Source organism: Streptomyces sp. NBC_01210 (assembly GCF_036010325.1).
Taxonomy (GTDB): domain Bacteria; phylum Actinomycetota; class Actinomycetes; order Streptomycetales; family Streptomycetaceae; genus Streptomyces.
Genome location: NZ_CP108549.1, coordinates 1863598 through 1884227, shown reverse-complemented (window position 1 = coordinate 1884227; position 20630 = coordinate 1863598). Strand labels below are relative to the sequence as shown.

At 70.0% G+C, this 20630-nt stretch carries 21 protein-coding genes; 9 read left to right on the top strand and 12 right to left on the bottom strand.

Translation table 11 applies throughout. From position 1 onward, the window contains the following. Nucleotides 1-58 precede the first annotated feature (58 nt). Both OG735_RS08465 and OG735_RS08460 read left to right on the top strand, forming a co-directional pair. Nucleotides 59-346, top strand: a complete 288-nt coding sequence (locus OG735_RS08465; protein ID WP_327322503.1) for a YiaA/YiaB family inner membrane protein — start codon at nucleotides 59-61, stop codon at nucleotides 344-346. 70 nt (nucleotides 347-416) lie between these two features. Next, nucleotides 417-1040, top strand: a complete 624-nt coding sequence (locus OG735_RS08460; RefSeq protein ID WP_327322502.1) for a TetR/AcrR family transcriptional regulator — start codon at nucleotides 417-419, stop codon at nucleotides 1038-1040. A gap of 24 nt (nucleotides 1041-1064) precedes the next feature. On the opposite strand, the gene OG735_RS08455 is transcribed toward OG735_RS08460, so the two are convergent. Further along, nucleotides 1065-1526 (bottom strand): MaoC family dehydratase, encoded by a 462-nt coding sequence (locus tag OG735_RS08455; protein ID WP_327322501.1) that lies wholly within the window; start codon nucleotides 1524-1526, stop codon nucleotides 1065-1067. 122 nt (nucleotides 1527-1648) lie between these two features. Here OG735_RS08455 and soxR point away from each other — a divergent pair, with 122 nt between their 5' ends. Then, the gene (gene soxR, locus OG735_RS08450) at nucleotides 1649-2128 is read left to right on the top strand and encodes a redox-sensitive transcriptional activator SoxR (RefSeq protein ID WP_327322500.1); all 480 of its coding nucleotides are present in this window, start codon (nucleotides 1649-1651) and stop codon (nucleotides 2126-2128) included. Nucleotides 2129-2247: 119 nt separating this feature from the next. Here the strand turns inward: soxR and OG735_RS08445 are convergent, their stop codons facing one another. Both OG735_RS08445 and OG735_RS08440 read right to left on the bottom strand, forming a co-directional pair. After that, nucleotides 2248-3354, bottom strand: coding sequence for an RNA ligase (ATP) (locus tag OG735_RS08445; RefSeq protein WP_327322498.1), 1107 nt, complete (start codon nucleotides 3352-3354; stop codon nucleotides 2248-2250). Nucleotides 3355-3749: 395 nt separating this feature from the next. Next, complete coding sequence (locus OG735_RS08440) at nucleotides 3750-4361, bottom strand: hypothetical protein (protein ID WP_327322497.1); 612 nt, start codon at nucleotides 4359-4361, stop codon at nucleotides 3750-3752. Nucleotides 4362-4567: 206 nt separating this feature from the next. Between OG735_RS08440 and OG735_RS08435 the strand changes: the two genes are divergently transcribed. Beyond that, entirely contained in the window at nucleotides 4568-7384 is a 2817-nt protein-coding gene (locus OG735_RS08435) for a penicillin acylase family protein (protein ID WP_327322496.1), read from the top strand. 144 nt (nucleotides 7385-7528) lie between these two features. Here the strand turns inward: OG735_RS08435 and OG735_RS08430 are convergent, their stop codons facing one another. Both OG735_RS08430 and OG735_RS08425 read right to left on the bottom strand, forming a co-directional pair. Continuing rightward, nucleotides 7529-8833, bottom strand: coding sequence for a serine-threonine protein kinase (locus tag OG735_RS08430; protein ID WP_442812392.1), 1305 nt, complete (start codon nucleotides 8831-8833; stop codon nucleotides 7529-7531). Nucleotides 8834-8977: 144 nt separating this feature from the next. Further along, a complete protein-coding gene (locus tag OG735_RS08425) occupies nucleotides 8978-10261 on the bottom strand; it encodes an exo-beta-N-acetylmuramidase NamZ family protein (RefSeq protein ID WP_327322495.1) in 1284 nt (427 codons plus the stop codon). A gap of 200 nt (nucleotides 10262-10461) precedes the next feature. On the opposite strand from OG735_RS08425, the gene OG735_RS08420 reads away from it, so the two are divergent. The 3 genes from OG735_RS08420 to OG735_RS08410 are packed head-to-tail and all read left to right on the top strand — an operon-like array spanning nucleotide 10462 to nucleotide 13507. Beyond that, nucleotides 10462-11226, top strand: coding sequence for an SDR family oxidoreductase (locus OG735_RS08420; RefSeq protein ID WP_327322494.1), 765 nt, complete (start codon nucleotides 10462-10464; stop codon nucleotides 11224-11226). Then, a complete protein-coding gene (locus OG735_RS08415; protein WP_327322493.1) occupies nucleotides 11223-12875 on the top strand; it encodes an AMP-binding protein in 1653 nt (550 codons plus the stop codon). Before OG735_RS08420 ends, OG735_RS08415 begins: the two co-directional genes overlap by 4 nt. 38 nt (nucleotides 12876-12913) lie before the next feature. After that, complete coding sequence (locus tag OG735_RS08410; RefSeq protein ID WP_327322492.1) at nucleotides 12914-13507, top strand: TetR/AcrR family transcriptional regulator; 594 nt, start codon at nucleotides 12914-12916, stop codon at nucleotides 13505-13507. 115 nt (nucleotides 13508-13622) lie between these two features. Here OG735_RS08410 and OG735_RS08405 read toward each other — a convergent pair whose 3' ends face one another. The 4 genes from OG735_RS08405 to OG735_RS08390 all read right to left on the bottom strand — a co-directional run bounded on the left by OG735_RS08405 (nucleotide 13623) and on the right by OG735_RS08390 (nucleotide 17345). Then, entirely contained in the window at nucleotides 13623-14837 is a 1215-nt protein-coding gene (locus OG735_RS08405) for an acyl-CoA dehydrogenase family protein (protein WP_327322491.1), read from the bottom strand. Nucleotides 14838-14844: 7 nt separating this feature from the next. Further along, entirely contained in the window at nucleotides 14845-15867 is a 1023-nt protein-coding gene (locus OG735_RS08400; protein ID WP_327322490.1) for a phosphotransferase family protein, read from the bottom strand. 180 nt (nucleotides 15868-16047) lie between these two features. Continuing rightward, nucleotides 16048-16962, bottom strand: coding sequence for an MBL fold metallo-hydrolase (locus tag OG735_RS08395; RefSeq protein ID WP_327322489.1), 915 nt, complete (start codon nucleotides 16960-16962; stop codon nucleotides 16048-16050). Between the two features lie 86 nt (nucleotides 16963-17048). Next, entirely contained in the window at nucleotides 17049-17345 is a 297-nt protein-coding gene (locus tag OG735_RS08390; RefSeq protein ID WP_327322488.1) for a hypothetical protein, read from the bottom strand. A 235-nt stretch (nucleotides 17346-17580) separates the two neighbouring features. Here OG735_RS08390 and OG735_RS08385 point away from each other — a divergent pair, with 235 nt between their 5' ends. Next, entirely contained in the window at nucleotides 17581-18516 is a 936-nt protein-coding gene (locus OG735_RS08385) for an NADP-dependent oxidoreductase (protein ID WP_327322487.1), read from the top strand. Nucleotides 18517-18518: 2 nt separating this feature from the next. On the opposite strand, the gene OG735_RS08380 is transcribed toward OG735_RS08385, so the two are convergent. Together OG735_RS08380 and OG735_RS08375 are read right to left on the bottom strand one after the other, a co-directional pair. Further along, on the bottom strand, nucleotides 18519-18860 hold the full coding sequence (locus OG735_RS08380) for a DUF202 domain-containing protein (RefSeq protein ID WP_327322486.1): 342 nt from the start codon (nucleotides 18858-18860) through the stop codon (nucleotides 18519-18521). Next, nucleotides 18857-19285, bottom strand: coding sequence for a YidH family protein (locus OG735_RS08375; protein WP_442812391.1), 429 nt, complete (start codon nucleotides 19283-19285; stop codon nucleotides 18857-18859). The genes OG735_RS08380 and OG735_RS08375 overlap by 4 nt, the downstream gene beginning before the upstream one ends. A 23-nt stretch (nucleotides 19286-19308) precedes the next feature. Here OG735_RS08375 and OG735_RS08370 point away from each other — a divergent pair, with 23 nt between their 5' ends. After that, nucleotides 19309-20037 carry a hypothetical protein gene (locus OG735_RS08370; protein ID WP_327322484.1) on the top strand — a complete coding sequence of 243 codons (729 nt, stop codon included), beginning with the start codon at nucleotides 19309-19311 and terminating at the stop codon, nucleotides 20035-20037. Here the strand turns inward: OG735_RS08370 and OG735_RS08365 are convergent. Continuing rightward, nucleotides 20017-20532 (bottom strand): NUDIX hydrolase, encoded by a 516-nt coding sequence (locus tag OG735_RS08365; protein WP_327322483.1) that lies wholly within the window; start codon nucleotides 20530-20532, stop codon nucleotides 20017-20019. The genes OG735_RS08370 and OG735_RS08365 overlap by 21 nt on opposite strands. Nucleotides 20533-20630: the final 98 nt, after the last annotated feature.

Sequence of the window (20630 nt, the reverse complement as noted above, 5' to 3'; positions counted from 1 at the left end):
ACGCGGGTGAGTACGGGAGCGGATGTAGCACCGGCCACACCGGCCGATGCTGACCGGCATGAGTGAAACACCGGTCAAACAGCAGAACACGGCGGCTTTCTACGGACAGGCCGTCGCCTCCTTCGCCGTCGCCCTGGCGGCCGTCGGCCTCGGCATCCTCTATCTCGACGCGGACGCTTGGGTGCGCGGCTTCCTCGCCATCGCCGTCCTCTACCTCACGACCTCGGCGTTCACCCTGGCCAAGGTGATCAGGGACCGTCAGGAGGCCGGGCAGATCGTCAGCCGCGTCGACCAGGCACGGCTGGAGAAGATGCTCGCCGAGCACGACCCCTTCCAGAAGCTCTGACCAGAAGTCCTAAGCGCTTGCTCACCGGCGGGGTATGGTGTTCGTTCTGGTGAACGGAAGGGGCGAGTGGATGAGTACGGCGCAGGACACGGCCGACGAGGACATGCCGTGGGGCGAGGTTACGCCCGAGGCGGCCAGAAGGCTGCTCGTCGCCGCCGTCGAGGCCTTCGCCGAACGCGGCTACCACGCGACGACGACCCGGGACATCGCCGGCCGCGCCGGGATGAGCCCGGCCGCGCTCTACATCCACTACAAGACCAAGGAAGAGCTGCTCCACCGGATCAGCCGGATCGGGCACGACAAGGCGCTGGAGATCCTTTCGGCGGCGGCCGCCGGCGACGGCGCACCGTCCGAGCGGCTCGCCGACGCGGTGCGCTCCTTCGTACGCTGGCACGCCGGGCGGCACGACACCGCGCACGTGGTGCAGTACGAAATCGACGCGCTCTCCGACGACCACCGCACCGAGATCCTGGAGCTGCGGCGCCGGAGCGACGCCGTCGTGCGGGGCATTCTGCGCGACGGCGTGGAGATGGGGGAGTTCGACGTCCCCGACGTGCCCGGCACCACGGTCGCCGTGCTGTCGCTCTGCATCGATGTGGCGCGCTGGTTCAACGTGCGGGGGAGCAGGACGCCCGACGAGGTCGGCGCGCTCTACGCCGACCTCGTCCTGCGTATGGTCGCCGCTCGGAAGTAGTTCAGCAGCGGCCTCGGCCGGCGCTCAGAAGTAGTAGCGGGACACCGACTCGGCCACGCACACCGGCTTGTCGCCGCCCTCGCGCTCCACCGTGACGAGGGCGGTCACCTGCACACCGCCGCCCGCCTCCTCGACGTTCTGCAGGACCGCCGACGCGCGCAGCCGCGAGCCCACCGGCACGGGGGAGGGGAAGCGGACCTTGTTGGCCCCGTAGTTGATGCCCATCTTCATGCCCTCGACCCGCAGGATCTGCGGTACGAAGGTCGGCAGCAGCGACAGTGTGAGATAGCCGTGCGCGATCGTCGTGCCGAAGGGGCCGCTCGCGGCCCGCTCCGGGTCCACATGGATCCACTGGTGGTCCCCGGTGGCGTCGGCGAAGAGATCGATCCGCTTCTGCTCGATTTCCAGCCATTCGCTGTGCCCCAGCTGCGCGCCGACTCCGGCGCGCAGTTCATCGGCGGAGGTGAAGATCCTCGGCTCGGCCATGTCCCTGGTCCCTGCCTCTCAAGCGTTCACAAGCTTCTGTCTAAGCGCTTGCTCAGCATGGTTGCGCAGACGCACTCCTGTCAACGGACGACCGTGAACACTCGACCAGTAGGGTTCGAGGAGTGCCACAGATTCCCGAGAAGATCCACGAGCTCACGGTCGGCCAGCTGTCCGCGCGCAGTGGCGCGGCCGTGTCCGCCCTGCACTTCTACGAGTCCAAGGGCCTGATCAGCAGCCGCAGGACCACCGGCAACCAGCGCCGCTACAGCAGGGACGCCCTGCGCCGCGTCGCATTCGTGCGCGCCGCGCAGCGCGTCGGTATTCCGCTTGCCACCATCCGGGACGCGCTCGCCGAGCTGCCCGAGGAGCGCACGCCCGACCGTGAGGACTGGGCGCGGCTGTCCGCGGCCTGGCGGACCGAACTCGACGAGCGCATCAAGCAGCTCGGCCGGCTCCGTGACCATCTCACCGACTGCATCGGCTGCGGCTGTCTCTCGCTGGAGACCTGTGTGCTGTCCAACCCGGACGACATCTCCGGCGAGCGGATGACCGGCTCGCGGCTGCTGCCGGAGCGCCGCCGGCCCGCGGAGGACTGCTGCTGACAATCGCCGGACGGGCTTGAAAGTCAAGCCCGTCCGGCGATTGAGGACACGGTCGAGGGACGGTGGGCCCGCACCCCCGTGACGGGCCCGCCCCTTCCCCTCGGCCGCGCAGGGCCGCCCTACTCGTACTCCGTGCCGCCCTTGCGCGTCAGATACGCGGGGCTGACCGCCTTGGCGATCGCCCGGCCGCCCACCACCGGGCTGTAGCGCTCGGTGGCCGGACGGATCACGACCCCCTCGCGCAGATGCAGCTCGCGCCCGGACACGGTCTCCCGCCCGCTCGCCAGCTCCAGCACCTTCTCGATGTCGTACGGGCCCTCGTACAGCCGTGGCACGAGCGGCAGTTCACCCTCCAGCAGCTCGGCCGGGTCCAGCCAGCGGACCTGGCCGTCGATCTCCGCCGATACGTCGAAGACGGCGTAACCCAGCTCCTCGGAGCGTGCGTTGGCACCGTAGGCGAGGTCCTGCACCCCGGCGCCGTACACCTCGCCGAAGAGACCGATCCGGCTCGCCCCCAACTTCTCTGCGAGGCGCGCCGCGACCGCGGGGGCGTCATGGCCGAGCACCGCGCGCCAGTACAGATTCCGCGGATCCTCTTTGAGCGCCAGGCCCTTGGAGCCGAAGCCCTTCGACGACACCTGGACCCTCCCGGCTTCGGCCGGCGGTACTTCCGTCCCACTTCGCTCGCCGTCCGCAACGCTGTACGTCAGGAGGCAGGCCGAGCCGTGCAGCTTCTCGGTCAGCACCACAGGCTCGCCCGGCTCGAATATCTCCGGGTAGCGCTGGATGTTCTCGATGTCGACCCACGGCAGCAGCTCCGGCGCCCGCTCCACCTCCCCGTCCATCGTGGGCGGGATGGGCGGCGACCACTTGGTGATCGAGAGCAGTTCCGCGAAGTCCGTGCCGTCGGCGGCCGCCTGCGCCAGATCGAGGTCTGCGAGCGCCCGCGGCCGGCACACGATGCCCTGCGACAGCTCGCCGCGCAGCCGCACCGCCTTGACCCGGTCGGACGCCCTGCCGGCAAGACGCCCGGTCAGCCCCAGCTCCTCGACCAACTCCGCGGGCAACACGGCCTGTTCCGGGATGTACACGGCGGCGTCGCCACTGCGGTACGCGCCCTTGGCGACGACCGCGCGGTAAAGACCCACCTGGGCCAGCTCGAGCGCATCGGCGTTCGGGTGCTCGTGGACGGTGAGCAGTTCTGCGGTGACTCGCAGCGTCGACATCGGCGCCTCCTCGGTTACGGATTGCGGTCACCACTCTGAGGGCTGTCGTCGGTGGGGGCCACCGAATATCGGCGACGTCAAGGGCGGCGCACACCAGTTGGGCACGGACGCGGCACGTCGGCCGTACGGCGGGAAGAGGGGATGCTCCAGCCTCGTCCCCGGCACGGCGTTTTGGGGTGCACACGCACAGCGGCGGCGTCGGCCGCTACAGTCTCGGCCGCGGACGTGGCCCTCGCCCCGGGGGCAGCGGCGCGGCGACGCCGTCACCGGCCGAACGGGGCCCGTTCGGACAGACCCGGATCACGCTCTCGATGGTGCCGGTCGCCACTGACAACGCCACCGTCCCCGGGCCGGCAACGCGGGGGCGCAACTCCGCCGTGGCACCCCCGCGTTCCTCATGCCACCGACGCCAGTTCCCTGCGCCCGGCCCTCTTGGCCGCCGCCACGGCCTCGGACGTCAGAACGGGCTGCGGCACGACGATGCCGCAGCCCGTGCAGACCGGCCCGAACCACGGTTCATGGGCAAGGTCCTGCCGCCAAATGATGTTCGTTCCCTCGCACACCGGACAGGCCGCACCGGGATCGGTCTCCAGCGCGGATATCAGCCGGCGCAGCACCTCACCGAGCGGTGCCGCCGGATGGGCGGCCGGGATGTCGCAGCGCGCGACCCCGTTCCCGCCCCAGGTCCGGCGGTGCCAGTCGTCGATGAATCCGGGCCGCCGCAGCCCGTCGTGCTTCTCGCGCTTGCGACGGTCGGCGAAACTCTCCTCGTACGCGAGCCAGACGGCCCGCGCCTCCTCCAACTCCTCGAGCGCGGCCACCAGCCGCGTCGGATCGGGAGCCCTGTCCTCGGGCTCGATTCTGTGCTTCCCGCACAGATGATCCCAGGTCGCCCGGTGCCCATAAGGGGCAAACCGCTCCAGGCACTTGCGCAGTGAATAGCGCCGAAGCGCCAGATCACACCGTGGGTCGCGCACCTGTCTCGCGAGACTCCGGAAACCGGCCATCGCACTGCCACCTCCGTCGCTGGTACATCGGCGTCAAAGAGTGGACGTACGAGTACCCGATCCGGCTCCATCGAAAATTCGATGGCGGCCATCAGCGGGACAGCGCCTCGCCTTGGGGCGATGCGGAAAAGGTGACGCATGTTCACCTTACTCGCGAGTCATACCGTCGGTAACCTCCGGCGCATCGGCCTCCCTGAGGAGCATCCATGCGACGACGCACCGGAAGACTCGGAACTGCCACCACTGCCGCGGTGTTCGCGCTAGCCGCGGGGTTGCTGACCCCGCTGCCGCAGGCCGCGGCCGAAGTCGCGGCCCCCACCGCATCCGCCGACGGCGACCGCTGTCAGAGCCAGTGCGCCGACATCCTGCCGCCCGGCGAGAACGGCAACGCCACCCTCGCCGATATCCTCGCCCACCGCGTCTTCGGTACCCGCCCCGCCCACAGCTCCGACCAACTGGGCCGCTACGACTCCCTGGTGGGCGGCTACGGCGGACTCACCGACGCCAAGCTCACCGACTTCTTCAACGACTCCTCCTTCGGTGTCCCCGCAGGCCAGGCCGAGTCCGTCAGCACCCCCCGCCCCGACGTCACGATCACCCGCGACAAGAAGACCGGCGTCCCGCACATCAAGGGCACCACCCGCTACGGCACCGAGTTCGGCGCCGGATTCGCCGCCGGCCAGGACCGGCTGTGGATGATGGACCTCTTCCGGCACATCGGCCGCGGCGAACTCACCCCGTTCGCCGGCGGTGCGCTCGCCAACCAGGGCCTGGAGCAGCAGTTCTGGCCCTCCGCCCCGTACACCGAGGCCGACTACGAGGCGCAGATCGAGCGGATCCGCGCCACCGAGGGCGCCCGTGGCGAGCAGGCCATGGCCGACGCCCAGGCGTACGTCGACGGCATCAACGCCTACCGGGTGCAGTCCAAGAACGGACGGTACTTCCCCGGCGAGTACGTCCTGACCGGCCATATCGACTCGATCACCAACGTCGGTGAGATCCAGCCCTTCAAGCTCACCGACCTGATCTCCATCGCCTCGGTGGTCGGCGGCCAGTTCGGCGGCGGAGGCGGCGGCGAGGTGCAGGCAGCTCTCTCCCTGCTCGCCGCCCAGCAGAAGTACGGCCTGGTGGAAGGCACCAGGGTCTGGGAGTCCTTCCGGCAGCGCGAGGACCCCGAGGCCGTGCTCACCGTCCACGACGGCACCGGTTTCCCGTACGCCAACAAGCCCGCGAACCCGCGCGGCACCGCGCTGCCCGACACCGGATCCGTCGTCCCCGAGCAGCTCGTCCATGACAGAACCGGCGCCGCGGGCACCGACGCCAAGTCCCCGCTGCGGGTCCCGAAGAGCCTCAGGCCCGCACAGGGCATGTACGACGACGGAGTCATCGCGCCCGGCTCGATCGGCGGTGGGCGCGGGATGTCCAATGCGCTCGTCGTCTCCGGCAGGAACACCGCGAGCGGCAACCCGATCGCCGTCTTCGGCCCGCAAACCGGCTATTTCGCGCCACAGCTGATGATGCTCCAGGAGCTCCAGGGCCCCGGCATCTCCGCTCGCGGGGTCTCCTTCGCCGGCGTCGGCATGTACGTCCAGATGGGCCGCGGCCAGGACTACGCCTGGTCCGCCACCTCCGCAGCCCAGGACATCACCGACACCTATGCGATCGAGCTGTGCGTACCGGGCGGCGGCACCCCGGGCAAGGATGCCGACCACTACCTCTACCGAGGCGTCTGCACCCCCATGGAGAAACTGGAGCGCCGCAACGCGTGGAAGCCGACGGTGGCCGACTCCACCGCCGCCGGCTCCTACCGGATGCAGGTCTGGCGCACCAAGTACGGCATGGTCACCCACCGCGCCACGGTGGGCGGCAAGCCCGTCGCGTACACCTCGCTGCGCACCACCTACCGCCACGAGGCCGACTCGATCATCGGCTTCCAGATGCTCAACGACCCGTCGTACGTGACGGACGCCAAGTCCTTCCAGCAGGCCGCCCACAACATCGACTACGCCTTCAACTGGTTCTACGCCGACTCGCGCACCGCCGCCTATTTCAACAGCGGTATGAACCCGGTGCGGGCGGCCGACGTCGACCCGGCGCTGCCGGTCAAGGCGGAGCAGCCGTACGAGTGGCAGGGCTTCGACCCGGCGGTCAACACCGCCTCGTACACGCCCTTCGCCCAGCACCCCCAGTCCATCGGCCAGGACTACTACATCTCCTGGAACAACCGGCAGGCCAAGGGATACGCCACCGCGGCCTTCGGCTTCGGCGCCGTGCACCGTGGCGATCTGCTCGACGACCGGGTGGCGAAACTCGTCGCGGACGGCGCAGTGACCCGCGCCGCGCTCACCCGGGCGATGGCGGACGCGGCCGTCGCCGATCTGCGCGGCGAGCAGCTGCTGCCCGAGCTGTTGAAGGTGCTGCGCTCCCAGCCCGTGACCGACCCCCAACTGGATGCGGCTGTCCAGAAGTTGGAGTCCTGGCGGGCGGCAGGCTCGCAGCGCAGGGAGACCGCGCCCGGCTCGCACAGCTACACCCATGCCGACGCGGTGCGCATCATGGACGCCTGGTGGCCGCTACTGATCGAGGCCGAGTTCAAACCGGGGCTCGGCGACGGTCTCTACCAGGCTCTGGCCGGGAACCTCGCGATCGACGAGTCCCCGGCGGCCAGCCACGGAGCGACCGGCGCGCACAGCGGCTCCGCCTTCCAGAACGGCTGGTGGGCCTTCGCCGACAAGGATCTGCGTCAGGTACTGGGCGAGCCGGTCCAGGGCCCGCTGGCGAAGACGTACTGCGGCAACGGTGACCTCGCCGTCTGCCGTGACGCACTCCTCGCCACGCTGAAGCAGGCCACGGCCAAGCCCGCGACCGAGGTCTACCCCGGCGACGGCAGCTGCGGTGCGGGCAACCAGTGGTGCACGGACTCGATCATCCACCGTGCGCTGGGCGGCATCACCCACCCGGCGGTCAACTGGCAGAACCGGCCGACGTATCAGCAGGTCGTGGAGTTCCCGTCACACCGGTGACCACGCATGGGTGACCACGCAACGGTGACCACGCATCGGTGAGGGTTCATCGGTGACCACTCATCGTGACGCTCATCGATGGCCGTCGGCCGGCGTCGACCCGGGCGAGGCAACCGCCGTGTGTCGCACGGGCGTTGAGCAGACTCAGCGCCCGATGCGGCCGGCGGCAACCACCACCCGCGCCAGCTCCTCATGGCAGATGTCGCTGTGTGCACCGGCCGGCGGCCCGCCGCGCCGCACCACCGACGCCGTGTCCACACTGACGCAGCCCGAGCCCGGAATCCCGTCGCGCAGCGCCTGCTCCAGCGTCAGTCGCGAGGTCTGCCCGACGGCCTGTATGCCGTCGTGTCCCATCGCCCACCACCGCTTGTCCAGCCCGACCGCGCTCGCGTCGTCCCCGGCCAGGCTCGACGCCAGCGGATAGATCACCCCGAGCGCGATGTCGTGCCGTGAATAGCAGGCGACCACAGGACCGTCGACCCGGTGCTCCATACTGCGCAGAGCTCCGCCGCTGTGCGTCGAGTGCGGCAGGCTCGGCGCGAACACATAGTGCGAGAAGGCTCCCTGAAGGAGCGTCAGCGATTTCACGTTCTGTACGCCGTCGGGCAGTCCGCGCAGCGCGAAGGAGACCAGCCGTGCCCCCTGGCTGTGTCCGACCAGATGGATGCGCACCTCGGGGGAGGACCGGGCCAGCTGCCCGAGCAGCGGGCCGAGGCCCAGCTCGCCGACCGTCCCGGCGCGCCGCTTCATCGCGTAGTACGTCGTCTGCCGCAGCAGCTCCTTCGCGCCCTTCCACGCCTTCTTCAGTCCGCCGCCGAGCGAGAAGGACTGAACGGCGGGCTTTTCCGTCACGGCGCCGGTCTCCTCCAGCGCCAGGGTGAACTTCCGGCACAGCGTGAGCGCGTCCTCGTACAGCACAGCCGGCGGGCCCTGCTCCGCCTGCGGCAGATCGTCCGTGAAGCCGGACTCGAGACCGCCGGCCGGCACTTCGGCCAACTGCCGGGCCAGCACGCCGAACTCCGCGAACGCGGCCTCCGACTCGGGCTGCTCGTCGAGGAGCCGGGCCAGCCGTTCCACCGTCGCCCGGTGTCCGGGGAAGAGCTCGACCAGGGCGTCCTGCGTCGCCTTGTCGAGCCCTGGTTCCGTCGGCGGGCCGAAGACGGACGGACTGAAGTCGGGGACCGGCTCGTCCGTGAACTTCATCGACGGCCACACGACACCCACGTATCCGAGCCGTACACCGGGAGAGGCCGCCAGCAGCCCCGGAAACGGTGCGAAGAAGGCCGAGTACAACTGGGCGGCAATGGATGGCGAGTTGTTCCAGCCGTGCGCGAACATCACCAGATCGGTGACATCCAGCTCCGCCAGCCGGTCGCGCTGCCGGGCATCGACATCGCCGTCCTTGTCGAAGGTGATTTCCCGGTACGGCTCCACACTCATATCCGGCATGACCGGCCCTCCCCGTTTTTGTCACCTGATGACACAGCATCCTGCGGGAAGGGAGGGACGGCCATACCCGCTACATATGTCGGCCGTGGTCGGTCGAAGACGGTCGGGGTCGGTCGGAGCCGGTCGTACGGTGGGGCCGGCCCGTCAGTACCGCAGATACCTCTTCCGTACAGCCCGGAACGCGGCCAGCTCGCCCCGCCACGCCCCGACCACCTCGTCCGTCCCGGCGCCCGCGTCGATCATCGTGCGTACTTTCGCCGAGCCCGTCAGCTTGTCGATCCAGTTGTCCGGGCGCCAGGCGAAACCGCTCCAGGTCCGCCTGGCCGTCACCAGCAGCGCGATCCCTGTGCGGACCGGGTCGTACGACTTCCGGTCGTGGACGTGGAGTTGGACCCCGCCGATCGTCTTGCCCTGGAACTTGGAGAACGTCGGAGCGAAGTACGCCTCGCGGAAGCGGACGCCGGGCAGCCCCAGCGCGTTCGCGGCCTCCGCCCACTTGCGGTCGATGCCCTCCGCGCCCAGCAGCTCGAACGGCCGTGTCGTCCCGCGCCCCTCCGACAGATTCGTGCCCTCGAAGAGACAGGTCCCCGAGTAGACGAGCGCGGTGTCCGGCGTCGGCATATTGGGGCTCGGCGGCACCCATGGCAGGCCCGTTCCGTCGAAGAAGTCCGAGCGCCGCCAGCCCGACATCCGTACCGTCTCCAGCTCTACCGGCTTTGTCAGGAACTCACCGTTGAACAGCCCCGCCAGCTCGGTCACGGTCATGCCGTGCGCCTGCGAGATCGGCTCGCGGCCCACGAAGGTCGCGAAGGCCTTGTCGAGCACGGGACCGAGGGCGGCCCGGCCCGTCAGCGGGTTCGGCCGGTCGAGCACCACGAAGCGCTTGCCCGCCAGCGCCGCCGCCTGCATGCAGTCGTAGAGCGTCCAGATGTACGTGTAGAAACGGGCGCCGGCGTCCTGGATGTCGAAGACCAGCGTCTCCGCGCCCGATGTGGTGAAGATGTCGGCGAGCGGCTGCCCGCTCTTGCCGAATGTGTCGTAGACGGGCAGCCCGGTCGCCGGGTCGTCGTAGCGGCCCTCGGAACCGCCCGCCTGCGCCGTACCGCGGAAGCCGTGCTCGGGACCGAAGACGGCGACGATGTTCACGCGTTCGTCGGCGTGCATGACATCCACGATGTGGCGTACGTCCTCGGTGATCCCGGTGGGGTTGGTGACCACCCCGACCCGCTGTCCGGACAGCTGCGCGTAACCGTCGGCGGCCAGCCGGTCGAATCCGGTGCGGACCCGGCTGCCGTGGCCGGACCGCGCGACCGACACGCCGGACTGCTCGACGGTCGCTCCGGACTGCGCCTCGGCACAACCGGATGTCGCCGCCAGCGCGCCCACCGCGCCGCCCGCGGCCAGCAAGCCTCGTCTGGACAGGCTCATCGCGCTACCTCCGTGACCGCCGTCTGTCATGGCCACGCACGCTAGCTCGCGCACCGGCCGCGGGGAACGACCCCGGCTCCAGGTTCGCGCATCGGGCCTTTCCCGTCCTCCGGCTGCGCCGTTGTGCCCGGGCCCTTCCCTCGCTACATACCGACTGGTTAGTCTGTTGTCGTAGTCGGCACGCAGAGAGGCGGAGCTTGATGGGTACGGTGCAGGGCGCTGGGGTTGTGGTCACAGGCGCGGGCGGCGGCATTGGCGCCGCACTCGCCCGCCGGTTCGCGGCGGAGGGCGCCCGCGTCGTGGTCAACGACCTCGATGCCACAAGGACCAAGGCGATCGCCGACGAGATCGGCGCGACCGCGGTACCCGGCGACGCCTCCGAGATTGTGGAGGCGGCCCGCGACGCGCTGGACGGCACCGTGGACGTGTACTGCGCCAACGCCGGCCTCGCGTCGCCCGGCGACGCCTTCGCCGACGAAGAGGTCTGGGCGGCTGCCTGGGACGTCAATCTCATGGCGCATGTCCGCGCGGCCCGCATCCTGCTGCCCGACTGGCTGGAGCGCGGCAGCGGCCGCTTCGTCTCCACCGTCTCTGCCGCCGGGCTGCTCACCATGGTCGGCGCGGCGCCGTACAGCGTCACGAAGCACGGCGCGTACGCCTTCGCCGAGTGGCTCTCGCTCACCTACCGCCACCGCGGCATCAAGGTCCATGCGATCTGCCCCCAGGGCGTGCGTACGGACATGCTGACGGCGGCCGGGTCGGCGGGCGAGCTCGTCCTCGCGCCGACCGCGATCGATCCCGAGGACGTCGCCGACGCGCTCTTCGAGGGCATGGAGGCCGACCGCTTCCTGATCCTGCCGCACCCCGAGGTCGCCGAGTACTACCAGGCCCGCGCCGCCACGCCCGAACGCTGGCTCAACGGAATGAACCACATCCAGCAGAAGTGGGAAGGGGCGGCGCGGTGACCTCGATCTACGCCGCCAAGCCGTGGCTCTCCCAGCTCACTGACGCCCAGCGCGCCGACATCACCCCGTCGGCGACCGTCGTGCACTCCTTCCGTGCCGCCGTCGACCGGGCTCCCGAGCACACCGCCCTCGCCTACTTCGACGGGCGCCTCAGCTACCGCGAGACCGACGCGCTCTCCGACTCCGTCGCGGGCCATCTCGCCGAGCGCGGCATCCAGCGCGGCGACCGCGTCGCGATCATGCTGCAGAACACCCCGCACTTCGTGATCGCGCTGCTGGGCGCATGGAAGGCCGGCGCCACCGTCGTCCCGCTCAACCCGATGTACAAGTCGGCCGAGGTGTCGCACGTACTGAGCGACGCCGAGGTCACCGCGCTGATCTGCTCGGACCGCGCCTGGGAGAGGTATCTGCGCGAGAGCGCCGCCGCCTCGTCCGTGCGTATCGCGCTCACCGCCTGCGAACTCGATCTGCAGACCAGGAACGACGCCCGCGTCCTCGGCTTCGAGCGGCTGCCGCAGGCGGACGACGCCGACGACCTGGTGAGCGTGGCCCGCGCCGGGCACACTGCTCCGGTGGACCGTGAACTCGCCGCCGCCGACGTGGCGTTGATCAGCTACACCTCGGGCACCAGTGGCACCCCCAAGGGCGCCATGAACCTCCACGGGGGCATCACCCATAACGCCGAGCGCCAGCGCACCGGTCACCCCCTGCCCGAGGGCGCCTGTTACTTCGCGCTCGCGCCCCTGTTCCACATCACCGGCATGGTCTGCGAGCTCGCCGCCTGTATCGCCAACGCCGGAACCCTGGCTCTCGCCTACCGCTTCGAGGCAGGCGTCGTCCTCGACGCCTTCGCCGAGCACCGGCCCGCGTACACCGTCGGCCCCTCCACGGCCTTCATGGCGCTCGCCGCGCAACCCACTGCCACCCGCGAGCACTTCGACTCCTTCCAGGTGATCTCCTCGGGCGGGGCCCCGGTACCGCCCGCGCTGATCGAGAAGTTCCGCGCCGGCTTCGGCCCGTACATCCGCAACGGCTACGGCCTCACCGAGTGCACCGCACCCTGCGCCTCCGTGCCGCCGGAGAAGGAGGCCCCGGTCGACCCGGCCTCCGGCACCCTCTCCGTCGGCCTGCCGGGACCGGACACGATCGTGCGGATCATCGACGAGAAGGGCGAGGAGGTGCCCTTCGGCGAGCACGGCGAGATCGCGGTCAGCGGCCCCCAGGTCGTGCCCGGCTACTGGAGGCTGCCGGAGGCCACCGCCGAGACGTTCCCGGACGGCGAGCTGCGCACCGGAGACATCGGCTTCATGGACGCGGACGGCTGGCTCTATGTCGTCGACCGCAAGAAGGACATGATCAACGCCTCCGGCTTCAAGGTCTGGCCGCGTGAGGTCGAGGACGTCCTCTACACCCACCCGGCGGTGCGCGAGGCGGCCGTGGTCGGCGTCCCCGACGACTACCGTGGGGAAACGGTCAAGGCCTACATCAGCCTGCGCCCGGGGGCCAGTGCGGAAACGGCCGAGCTCTCCGCCTACTGCGCGGAGCGGCTGGCCGCGTACAAGTACCCGCGCGTGGTTGAGATCCTGCCGGAGCTGCCGAAAACGACAAGTGGGAAGATCCTCCGGCGGGAACTGCGTTTCCCCAGGTAAGTTACTCAGTGGTACCGAGTGAGAGGCGGGTGGCGGCAATGGCCAGGACGACGGACAGGGACGGCACCCCTGTCCCGCAGAGGCTGCTGGCTGCCGCCACCCGGCTCTTCGCCGAACGCGGCTACGACCGCACCTCCGTGCAGGAGATCGTCGAGGCGGCCGGCGTCACCAAGGGCGCGCTCTACCACTACTTCGGCTCCAAGGAAGACCTGCTCCAAGAGGTCTATGCGCGGGTGCTCCGGATCCAGCAGGAGCGGCTCGACGCCTTCGCGGACGCCGACGAGCCGGTGGAGCAGCGGCTGCGCGGTGCCGCGGCCGATGTGGTCGTGACGACGATCGACAACCTCGACGACGCGGCGATCTTCTTCCGGTCCATGCACCATCTGAGTCCGGAGAAGCACAAGCAGGTGCGCGCCGAGCGTCGCCGCTACCACGAGCGGTTCCGCGCGCTGGTCGAGGAGGGTCAGCAGAGCGGGGTGTTCTCCTCGGCCACCCCCGCCGACCTGGTGGTGGACTACCACTTCGGCTCGGTCCACCATCTGTCCACCTGGTACAGCCCGGATGGTCCGCTCACTCCGCAGCAGGTCGCCGACCACCTCGCGGACATGCTGCTGCGCGCGCTGCGCCCGTAGCCGAAACCCGGGGCTCCGCCCCGGACCCCGCGCCTCAATCGCCGGCGGGGCTCCTTTGGAGCCCCGCCGGCGATTGGTTCGGGAGGGGGTGGGGTGGGGAAAGCCCCCGGCCGAGCTAGAGGTACTGCTTCAGCTCCCGCCGCGCCAGCGAGCGCTGGTGCACCTCGTCCGGCCCGTCCGCCAGCTTCAACGTCCGCGCCGCCGCCCACAGTTCCGCGAGCGGGAAGTCCTGGCTCACCCCGCCCGCGCCGTGCACCTGCACCGCCCTGTCGAGGATGTCGACGACCGCCCGCGGGGTCGCGATCTTGATCGCCTGGATCTCGGCGTGCGCCCCGCGGTTGCCGACCGTGTCCATCAGCCAGGCGGTCTTCAGGACCAGCAGCCGCAGCTGCTCGACGGAGACCCGGGCGTCCGCGATCCAGTTCTGTACGACACCCTGCTGGGCGATCGGCTTGCCGAAGGCCGTACGGGACACGGCCCGCTTGCACATCAGCTCGATGGCCCGCTCGGCCATGCCGATCAGACGCATGCAGTGGTGGATACGGCCCGGGCCGAGGCGCGCCTGGGCGATGGCAAAGCCGCCGCCCTCCTCGCCGATCAGATTCGATGCGGGCACCCGTACGTTGTCGAAGACGACCTCGGCATGGCCGCCGTGCGCGTGGTCCTCGTAGCCGTACACCTGCATGGCGCGCCGGACCTCCAGGCCCGGGGTGTCGCGCGGCACGAGGATCATCGACTGCTGGCGGCGGATGTCGTCGCCGTCCGGGTCGGTCTTGCCCATCACGATGAAGATCTTGCAGTCGGGGTTCATCGCCCCGGAGATGTACCACTTGCGGCCGTTGATGACGTAGTCGTCGCCGTCGCGGTCGATCCGCGTCTGGATGTTCGTCGCGTCGGACGAGGCCACCTCGGGCTCGGTCATGGCGAACGCGGACCGGATCTCCGCGGTCAGCAGCGGCTCCAGCCACTGCTTCTTCTGCTGCTCGTTGCCGAACTGCGCGAGCACCTCCATGTTCCCGGTGTCGGGGGCGGCACAGTTCAGCGCGGTCGGGGCCAAGTGCGGGCTGCGGCCGGTGATTTCGGCAAGCGGCGCGTACTGCAGATTGGTCAGTCCCGCCCCGTGCTCCGCGTCGGGCAGGAAGAGATTCCACAGACCCTGCTTGCGCGCCTCGGCCTTGAGCTCATCGAAGATCGCCGGGGTGTCCCACGGCGAAGCCAGCTGGGCGCGCTGCTCATGCTCGATCGCCTCGGCCGGGTAGACGTGCTCGTCCATGAAGGCGAGTAGCTTGGCCCGCAGTTCCTCGGTGCGCGCGTCGAATGCGAAGTCCATGGGGTACTCAGCCTTCCTGGAGGGTGGTGAGGCCGTGCTGGATGAAGAGGGGCACGAGATCGCCGATCCGGTCGAAGCCGGCGCCGACGGTCTGGCCGAGTGTGTAGCGGTAGTGGATGCCCTCGAGGATCACGGCGAGCTTGAACCATGCGAAGGCCGTGTACCAGGAGATGGCGGAGGTGTCGCGGCCGGAGCGGGCGGCGTACCGCTCGATCAGCTCGGCCGCGTCCGGGTGGCCCGCCGCGCCCGCGGTGGTGCTGACGGGGGAGTCGGGCAGCTCCAGCTTGACGCTGTACATCACGAGCAGCCCGAGGTCGGTCAGCGGATCGCCGAGGGTCGACATCTCCCAGTCGAGGATCGCCTTGATCCGGTCGTCCGGGCCGACCAGGACATTGTCCAGCCGGTAGTCGCCGTGGATGACGGTGGCCGCGGGTGAATCGGGCAGGGCGCGGCCGAGCGCGGCGTGCAGCTCGTCGATGCCGGCAAGCTCGCGATTGCGGGAGGCGTCCAGCTGCTTGCCCCAGCGGCGCAGCTGCCGGTCGAGGAAACCCTCGGGCCGCCCGAAGTCGCCGAGACCCACCGACTGGGGGTCCACAGCGTGCAGTTCCACGAGGGTGTCGACCAGGCCGAGAACCGCGTCCCTGGTGCGCTCGGGGCCGAGCTGGGCCAGCTCCTCGGCCGTGCGGTACGGAGTGCCGTCCACGAACTCCATGACGTAGAACGGCGATCCGATCACCGACTCGTCCTCGCACAGCAGCACCGGCTCGGGCACCGGCACCGCGGTCGGGTGGAGCGCGCTGATCACCCGGTGCTCGCGCTTCATGTCGTGCGCGGTGGCCAGTACGTGCCCGAGCGGGGGCCGGCGGACGACCCAGCGACCGGTGCCGTCGGTGACGGAGTACGTGAGATTGGAGCGGCCGCCCTGAATCAGCCGGGCGCTGAGCGGTCCGCTCACCAGACCCGGCCGCTCGCGGTCGAGATAACCGCGCAGCTGCTCGGGATCGAGGCCTGGCGGGGGGACTGAGCTCATGGTGGGCACCTCCGGGGGCGCATAAGAACGGGTCGCGTTCATGATGACCGACCAGTCGGTATGTAGTCCAGTGCGCAGCAGAACCTGGGGCTGGATCACATGCCCGAGCCGCACATTCATGTGTCTCGGTCACATAGGGCAACAAGGTCACTCTGGGGCAGACAGCGGTACGGGTACCGCTCAGGCGTGGCAGGCCACCGGTACGCCGCCGTTCATCGCCGCCATATCGCCGAACACGAGCACTGGATCCAGCGGCGAGCCCTCCGGCTTCCCGTCCAGCTCCGCGTAGGCCCGGTGCAGATTCGCCACCAGACGCTCGCTCTCCCGCAGCTCCGCGAAGACCCCGAGATCCGCCCCGCGCGCCGTCTCCAGCGGAGTGCGCCCCTTGGCGTGCCCCTCCCGGGCCAGCTCGGCGACGTACCGCAGATAGCGCTCCGTCGCGTCGTAGGCCGACGGGTCGGTGACCGGACCGTGTCCGGGGACCACTGTCGTCGCATCGAGCGAGCGCAGCAGGTCCAGTGCCCGCAGGGACCCGCTCAATGAGCCCACCGGGATGAAGGGCGTGCCGCCCTGGAAGATCAGGTCCCCGGTGAAGACCACTCCTTGCCGCGGCAGATGCACGACCGTGTCGCCGAGGGTGTGCGCGACGCCGCCGGGGTGGATCAGCCGCACCTCGATGTCGCCGACATGGACGGTGAGCCGGTCGTTGTACGTCACGGTGGGGGCTGTGATCGTGATGTCGCCGAAGTCGGTCCGCGGCCACAGCAGATGGAGCTGATGGCCTGCCGCGAGCTGCTCGCTGCGGCACAGGTCGTGCCCGATCACCACGGCCCCCGGAGTGAAGACCGTGTTGCCGTAGGTGTGATCGCCGTGGTGGTGCGTGTTGACGATGGTGCGGGGCAGCGGGACGCCGGTCGCCAGGACCGCGTCACGCAGTGCTTGCGCCCGCCGTTCGGTGGCGGCGGTGTCGATGAGGAGGGTCGACTCCCCGTCGCTGACGAACCCCGCGTTGTTCAGGCACCAGCCGCCGTCCGGCTGGACATAGGCGTGCACTTCCGGCGCGAGCTGTACGGTGTACGGATCCGTTGCGGACAACTGAACTCCCCCGAGTCAAAACCGAACTGGTCGGTAACAGACTGCCAGTTGGGCAGGGCGCGGGGGAAGGCGGAAGCCGGCGGTGCTCAGTGGTCGTCCCAGTGTCCGTCGTGCTGGGCGTGCCGGTGTCCGTCGTGGACGTAGTCCACATGGTCACCGTGCTCCACGGCTGGGTGCCCGCAGCCCGGGCCGTGATCGTGCGCATGACCGCTGTGCGAGACATGCTCGCCCGGCTCGCACTCGTCCCAGTGCCCGGAGTGTGCCCTGTGGAGGTGGCCGTCGTGCGCGTAGTCGACGTGATCGCCGTGCGGAACCTCGGTATGTCCGCAGGCCGGACCGTGTGTGTGCTCGTGCGTGGGATGTTCGTGGTGGAGAACGGTCATGACGCTCACCTTTGATGTGATTCGTGGCGTTCTGTCGCTCACCAGGCTAGCTGTGGAGACTCTGGTCATCCTGTATTCCCGGCCCCGTGCCGCGCTCGGGAACACAGGATGACCGCGCACACCGCACACCGCACAGGCGCACGCGCCGTACTGCCCGGGGTGCTCGTACCGCCCGGGGTGCTCAAACTGGATGACCCGGCTTGCGCGAGCGCCGACCACACCTGAGGGTCGGATCATGAAGGCGATCAGCTACGGCCACTACGGCGGCCCGGAGGTCCTGGAGTACGGGGAGTGCCCCGACCCCAAGGTCGGCCCCGACTCCATCCTGGTCAAGGTGCGCGCGGCAGCGGTCAACGCGGTCGACTGGAAGGCCCGCGAGGGCTATCTCGAGGCGATGTTCCAGGCGGTCTTCCCGGTCGTGCCGGGCTGGGACGTCTCGGGTGTGGTCGTCCAAACAGGCATCTCCGCAACGGAGTTCGCCGTCGGGGACGAGGTGATGGGATACGTACGCGAGGACTTCCTGTGCCGCGGCACCTTCGCCGAGTACGTCGCCGCTCCGGTCCGCACTCTCGCCCGCAAGCCGCTGAACCTGAGCTTCGAACAGGCCGCCGGGCTGCCGCTGGCCGGCCTCACCGCCTACCAGGTGCTCAACCGCGCGCTCGAGGTGGGCAGTGGGGACACGGTCCTGGTGCACGCGGCCGCGGGCGGCGTCGGCTCGCTCGCCGTACAGCTCGCCAAGCACGCCGGCGCGCGCGTCATCGGCACGGCGAGCGAGCGCAACCACGACCATCTGCGTGAGCTGGGCGCGGAGCCGGTGGAGTACGGGGAAGGGCTCGCCGACCGGGTGCGCGCCCTGGCCCCCGACGGCGTCGACGCGGCCTTCGACACGGTCGGTGGGGACGCGCTCAGGGTCTCGGCCGAGGTGCTCGCGCCCCAGGGCCGCGTCGCCTCGATCGCCGACCGTGAGGTGCTCAGCCTCGGCGGCCACTACTGGTGGGTCCGGCCGGACGCCGCGGACCTGACGGCATTGGCGGAGCTCGCCGAGCAGGGAGTGATCACCGTCCATGTGGACCGGACCTTCCCGCTGGAGCAGACGGCCGAGGCCCATGCGCTGAACGCGGAGGGCCGCACCCGCGGCAAGATCGTCGTCACCGTCGACTGGGCTGCCTGAACTCAGACGATCATCGCGACCGCGAAACCGGCCAGGGCCACCGTGCAGGCCACAGCGGCCAGCGCGGCCCGGTCCGACAGCACCTGCGGTCTGGGCCCCGCGCCCAGCGCGTGCACCCGCCGGTGGGCCACCCGCAGAAAACCCAGCCACACCAGCGCACTGCAGGCCACCGCCACGAACCCGGCCGTGCTCAGATCGCCGCCGGCCACCTGCCGGGCAGCGAGCACGGCCGCCACGGTGAACGCCAGGGTGGTCCTGCGCCACGCCAGCCGGGTCCGCTCGGGCTGCAGCCCCGGATCCCGCTCGGGCTGCGGCCCCGGACCCTGCTCGGGCTCGGAGGTCAACGCCCGCCCTCCCAGCCGAAGAGCACAACCACCACCATCGCCACCGCGACGACGGCGATCACCATGCTCAGGACGGTCGGAAACCGCGAAACGGGCAGATCCTCGCCCCGCCGCATCGCCCGCTCGCACCGCACCCAGTGATTCACGGCGCGCAGCGCACACAGCACCCCGGCGCCCAGCAGTCCGAGCGCCATCCCCGCGCGCATTCCCCAGGCCAGGTCCGGCAGAAACTGATCGACCGCGAACCCGCCGCCGATCAGTGCGAGCGCCGTACGCAGCCAGGCGAGAAAGGTCCGCTCATTGGCGAGCGAGAACCGGTAGTCGGGAGTCTCGCCCTCCTCCCGCACCCGCTGGGGCGCGAACCACAGCCGCAGGCTCCGTCCGATTTCGCTCACATGCCGCACCCTACCTGCGGGGTTGTCCATGGCCCCGGCTACCGTGCGGCGGCATGGGCGACCAGGTGCACATCCCCGAGTACGAGCAGGAATTCGAGCTGGTGGCGGCCGAGGAGCTGGTGACCGGTCCGGCCTTCTGGTATCTCCATCTGTGCTGGTGGCACGAGGAACCGGAAGCCGTACGAGAACGCTTCGGCGCCGACACGGCCGATGTGGACGCGCTGTACGAGCAGCTCGCCGACGAAGAACACTGGCCGGTCTTCCGCGTCCCCTTCGGCCGCGGGCACACCGCCGTCGTCGCGCACCGCAACTTCCCCGAGGACAGCGGCATCGACTACTTCGTCCGCCACCCCGAGTGGGGGCGGCTCGGACACCTGGGTCAGATGGACGGTCATGACAGGGGCCCCGGGCTGTCCTGGCGCGAACTGACCGCCATCGCCGCCGCCGTGCCGGACGGCGCGGAAGGCCTCACCGATCCCGCCGAGCGGTTGCTGATGCTGTTGCCCATGCTGGGCGACATCGACATGCCGCACGACGCCGCGGCGGTCGTCGCCCAGGCGCTGACGGACTGCGGCACACCTCAGGAGCACGCGCAGGACGTCGCGGGCAAGATCCTCGACAACTCCTTCTGGCAGCTGCCGAGTTGGGTCGTACGGGACGGCAGTCCGATCCCGGTCTGCGGCAGCGACCACAGCCCCCGCGCGCTTCCCCTGGCGCTGGGCATCACCTCTGACCAGGCCGGGGATCTCGCCGACGCCCTGTCAGGAGGGCCGCGTACCTGACTCCCGCAGCCGTTCGTACGCCGCCAGACCGTCCGGCGTCCACTCCCACTCCGCGAGCCGCCGCTCCAGCTCCTCCTCCGGCAGGAAGTCGTGCCAGGCGATCTCCTCGGCCTGCGGGTGCACGGGCAGCTCGCAGCGGACCTCGTACACGGCCGACCACCAGGTCCGCTCGCCGTTCTCGTAAAGGAACTTGAACAGCGGTACGGGTCGGGGGAGTCCAAAGACCCCGAGCTCCTCCTCGGCCTCGCGCAGCGCCGCCTCGTCGTAGCTCTCGCCGGCGCCGACGACCCCGCCCACGAACATGTCGTACAGCGATGGGAAGACCAGCTTCGTCGACGTGCGGCGGTGGACGAAGATCCGGCCCTCCGCGTCCCTGACGAGGATGAACGCGCAACGGTGGCGCATCCCGCGGGCGTACGCCTCGCCGCGCGGGGCCTGGCCGATCACCTCGTCGTTCTCATCGACGATGTCCAGGATCTCGTCAGCGGGAGTCATGACTCCATCCAATCACCGGTCGGCCGGGCTGTTGACTAGTTACTGGCCCGTACCGAAGATCGGACCACCGCACGTGCCCATGACACGGCCCGAGCCCG

What these genes read in the sequence shown, in the direction of transcription:
- OG735_RS08465 (WP_327322503.1), top strand. Translation starts at nt 59, where the DNA reads ATGAGTGAAACACCGGTCAAACAGCAGAACACGGCGGCTTTCTACGGA.
- OG735_RS08460 (WP_327322502.1), top strand. Translation starts at nt 417, where the DNA reads ATGAGTACGGCGCAGGACACGGCCGACGAGGACATGCCGTGGGGCGAG.
- OG735_RS08455 (WP_327322501.1), bottom strand. Translation starts at nt 1,526, where the DNA reads ATGGCCGAGCCGAGGATCTTCACCTCCGCCGATGAACTGCGCGCCGGA.
- OG735_RS08445 (WP_327322498.1), bottom strand. Translation starts at nt 3,354, where the DNA reads ATGTCGACGCTGCGAGTCACCGCAGAACTGCTCACCGTCCACGAGCAC.
- OG735_RS08440 (WP_327322497.1), bottom strand. Translation starts at nt 4,361, where the DNA reads ATGGCCGGTTTCCGGAGTCTCGCGAGACAGGTGCGCGACCCACGGTGT.
- OG735_RS08435 (WP_327322496.1), top strand. Translation starts at nt 4,568, where the DNA reads ATGCGACGACGCACCGGAAGACTCGGAACTGCCACCACTGCCGCGGTG.
- OG735_RS08430 (WP_442812392.1), bottom strand. Translation starts at nt 8,833, where the DNA reads ATGCCGGATATGAGTGTGGAGCCGTACCGGGAAATCACCTTCGACAAG.
- OG735_RS08425 (WP_327322495.1), bottom strand. Translation starts at nt 10,261, where the DNA reads ATGAGCCTGTCCAGACGAGGCTTGCTGGCCGCGGGCGGCGCGGTGGGC.
- OG735_RS08420 (WP_327322494.1), top strand. Translation starts at nt 10,462, where the DNA reads ATGGGTACGGTGCAGGGCGCTGGGGTTGTGGTCACAGGCGCGGGCGGC.
- OG735_RS08410 (WP_327322492.1), top strand. Translation starts at nt 12,914, where the DNA reads ATGGCCAGGACGACGGACAGGGACGGCACCCCTGTCCCGCAGAGGCTG.
- OG735_RS08405 (WP_327322491.1), bottom strand. Translation starts at nt 14,837, where the DNA reads ATGGACTTCGCATTCGACGCGCGCACCGAGGAACTGCGGGCCAAGCTA.
- OG735_RS08400 (WP_327322490.1), bottom strand. Translation starts at nt 15,867, where the DNA reads ATGAGCTCAGTCCCCCCGCCAGGCCTCGATCCCGAGCAGCTGCGCGGT.
- OG735_RS08390 (WP_327322488.1), bottom strand. Translation starts at nt 17,345, where the DNA reads ATGACCGTTCTCCACCACGAACATCCCACGCACGAGCACACACACGGT.
- OG735_RS08385 (WP_327322487.1), top strand. Translation starts at nt 17,581, where the DNA reads ATGAAGGCGATCAGCTACGGCCACTACGGCGGCCCGGAGGTCCTGGAG.
- OG735_RS08375 (WP_442812391.1), bottom strand. Translation starts at nt 19,285, where the DNA reads ATGGACAACCCCGCAGGTAGGGTGCGGCATGTGAGCGAAATCGGACGG.
- OG735_RS08370 (WP_327322484.1), top strand. Translation starts at nt 19,309, where the DNA reads ATGGGCGACCAGGTGCACATCCCCGAGTACGAGCAGGAATTCGAGCTG.
- OG735_RS08365 (WP_327322483.1), bottom strand. Translation starts at nt 20,532, where the DNA reads ATGACTCCCGCTGACGAGATCCTGGACATCGTCGATGAGAACGACGAG.